Annotated in this window: 2 protein-coding genes; one reads left to right on the top strand and one right to left on the bottom strand. The window is 33.4% G+C overall.

Annotated features, from left to right (window positions below; genetic code table 11):
* The first annotated feature begins 123 nt into the window (after positions 1-123).
* Positions 124-501 carry a hypothetical protein gene (locus tag FPG59_RS15360; protein WP_086455429.1) on the top strand — a complete coding sequence of 126 codons (378 nt, stop codon included), beginning with the start codon at positions 124-126 and terminating at the stop codon, positions 499-501.
* A gap of 94 nt (positions 502-595) precedes the next feature.
* On the opposite strand, the gene FPG59_RS15355 is transcribed toward FPG59_RS15360, so the two are convergent.
* A complete protein-coding gene (locus tag FPG59_RS15355; RefSeq protein WP_254906720.1) occupies positions 596-2,845 on the bottom strand; it encodes a TonB-dependent siderophore receptor in 2,250 nt (749 codons plus the stop codon).
* Positions 2,846-2,872 lie beyond the last annotated feature (27 nt).

Below are 2,872 nucleotides of genomic sequence, written 5' to 3'. Positions count from 1 at the left end.
GATGAAAGACATGCTGGCTGCTATTTAAAGAGTATTTTATCCTTTAATCGATATTAAATTGAGTTGCTGTTTTTTGTGTGTAATTTTGGGGGATAATTGTATAAATACCACATTTACAAATACATGAGAAAAATATTTAGTATTGCTTATAAGCAAGATTATAATAAAGGATACGCTATTGGACTAAATCCTTTTTTAGAATACAATAGCAACATGCAAAACGATGCTTGTATAGCAGGATTTAATGCAGGAAGGTCAGATTATGAGCGAATGAATGGTTTTATAAGAGACGGTATTCCTAGTAGAATTGTTACCGAAAAAGTTTTAGAAGACTTTTTAATTGCGGGATTATTAGGATTACCCATAGATGATTCAGGATATACTTCTTATCAACTTGGAATTATTGCAGAATGGTACCAAAGTGGTACTGAGAAATATGAACCAGATTATAGCGTTTCCTTACTAAATGTTTTAGATAGTATAGGTATAGAGATGGGATAAGCTAGAGCAATTAAATAAAAAAAAAAACACCTCCAAAGCTATTGCTTTGGAGGTGTTTTTTTATCCAGTTAAAGTATTAAATTAAGATTCAGAATTACAATTTATACTTTAAAATAGCCATTACTTGCCTTGGAGCAATAGGATTTGTGCTGTAATTTTCGTGCACCGTATAATTCAATTCATTTGTTATGTTAGAAAGTTTACATAAAAGTGAAATTTTATTCCATTCGTAGCCAAGAGATGCATCCACAGTTGTATATCCTTTTAACGGGATGTCTCGGTCCTCAATTCTTACTGTGTATGTTTTTGGGGTTGTAGCAGGAGTAACCTCTGTCCAAACGTATCTGTCGTTCCATCCTCCTAAACGATTTCCTATATAATTACCCATGGCGCCTATTGTGAATCCCTTTAATTTTCCAGAAGGTACTTTGTAAAAGAAACTTAAGTTTGCCGTATTTTTTGGAGTTCTCACAAATAAATCACCTACTACAAAACTACCACTGGTACCAGATGATTTTGAAATCTTAGTTTCATTAAAACTATATCCAGCATTAATGTTCAATCCTTCTATAGGTTTAGCAATAATATCAATTTCTAATCCCTTTCCTTTAGTTGCTCCTACTAACTCGCGTCTATTAGTATCTACATTTGGGGTAACACCGTCTGCACCAAATTGAGCTGTTTGTGCAAGATTATTGTTTTCTATTTGATATACAGTAATGTTTGTGCTTAAAATTCCATTCCAAAAATCTTTTTTAACACCTACTTCGTATTGATCAATAATTGAAGGATCAAGTGGTTTTAAATCCACAGTTGTTCCTGTATTTGGGGTAAATGAGTTGGAATAACTTGCAAAAAAAGAAACCTCTTTATTGGGTTGAAAAACTAAACCAGCTTTTGGAGAAAATGCTCTGTTAACTGTTTTACTAGAAGTTACAGGTCTTGCATTTTCATAAGTTGTTGTTATAGTATTGACATTATTGATACGTTCAATTACTTCTCTTGTTGTAGTAGCATCATTTTGCTGCCATGACCATCTAATCCCAGCAAGAACTTTAAGGTAATCATTTATTGAAATTAAATCTTGTGCAAAAACTCCAAAACGCTGTGTACTTGTAGTTGCAAGTTGAGTTACTCTGCTAGAAAATGGCACATCAAGACTTTGTGTGTTGTAAATGTAGTTTAACAAGTTTATGGCTGTTGTTTCTGTAGTCACAAGATCGGCTGGCCTTGTTGGGGCAAAAAAACCAAAAGTATAACTAGGTGCCGAAGAGTCTTCGTAGTCAACACCTGTAAACAATTGATGTTTTATTTTCCCAGTACTGAAAATACCTTGTAAGCTTAATTGATCTGCAAAAATCTTCTCCGCAGCATCAGCTTGTGTTAAACCTCTTTTCCAGTTTATTTGTTGAACACCATTAACAGTAGTATATGCTAAATTAGATAATTGCGCTGTTGATTTTTGTGTTCTGTTATACGATTGAAAAGAAGTATTAAAACCTAATTTCCAATTGTCATTGAAATCATGATTTACAAGAATAGATGCACTTGAAGATTTTGTATTTCCTCTTGACCATAAGGCTCCAAAATTTATGTTTCGGGGAGTATTGAGTATTTCTTTACCAGCAATTCCTGTACCAAAATCAGGTGTCCAATCAGCGCTTAAATAATCACCTTGTACGGTGATTTGAGTTTTATCAGAAATATGAAATAATAACGATGGATTAATATAAACTCTATCGTTTTTTACAAAGTCTCTAAAACTTTCTGATTTTTCGTAAGAAGCATTTACACGATAAGCAATACTTTTACTCAAAGGGCCATAAAAATCAATAGATGGTTTGTAATACGAAAAACTTCCCATTTGGATGGATAATTCGCCTCCAGCTGTAAACTTTGGAGTTTTTGTTACCAAGTTCAAAATACCTCCTGGAGCCACATTTCCATATAATAAAGCCGATCCACCTTTTAAAAATTCTACTTTTTCTAAACCAGAAACCTCAGGAATAGAACCCCCGTTGTATCTAAACCCATTTTTAAACATATTGTTACCTGACATGTCGTAACCTCTTGAGAAAAATGATTCCTGTGCGCCACCTCTAGCGGAACCCACATAAATACCGTTAGCATTTTTAATTACATCACTCAATCTAATAGATTGCTGTTGACTAATAATTTCAGATCCTATTACTTGTAAACTTTGTGGGGTATCCATTGGTTTTAAGCCAGAACGTAAAGCAGATATTGTTTTTTTCTCTTTGTTGCTTGAAACCACAACTTCTTTTAATATTTGTCCTTTTTTATTTTTTACAGTGTCTGCTGCAGTTTCCATGTAAGCTTCAATTTCTTTGGTCTCTGTAGTGTTTAATCC

This window comes from Flavobacterium sp. FPG59 (genome assembly GCF_002150205.1).
GTDB lineage: Bacteria > Bacteroidota > Bacteroidia > Flavobacteriales > Flavobacteriaceae > Flavobacterium.
The sequence above is the reverse complement of the archived record's forward strand: the minus strand, read 5'-3'. Positions and strand labels throughout refer to the sequence as shown.

What these genes read in the sequence shown, in the direction of transcription:
- FPG59_RS15360 (WP_086455429.1), top strand. Translation starts at nt 124, where the DNA reads ATGAGAAAAATATTTAGTATTGCTTATAAGCAAGATTATAATAAAGGA.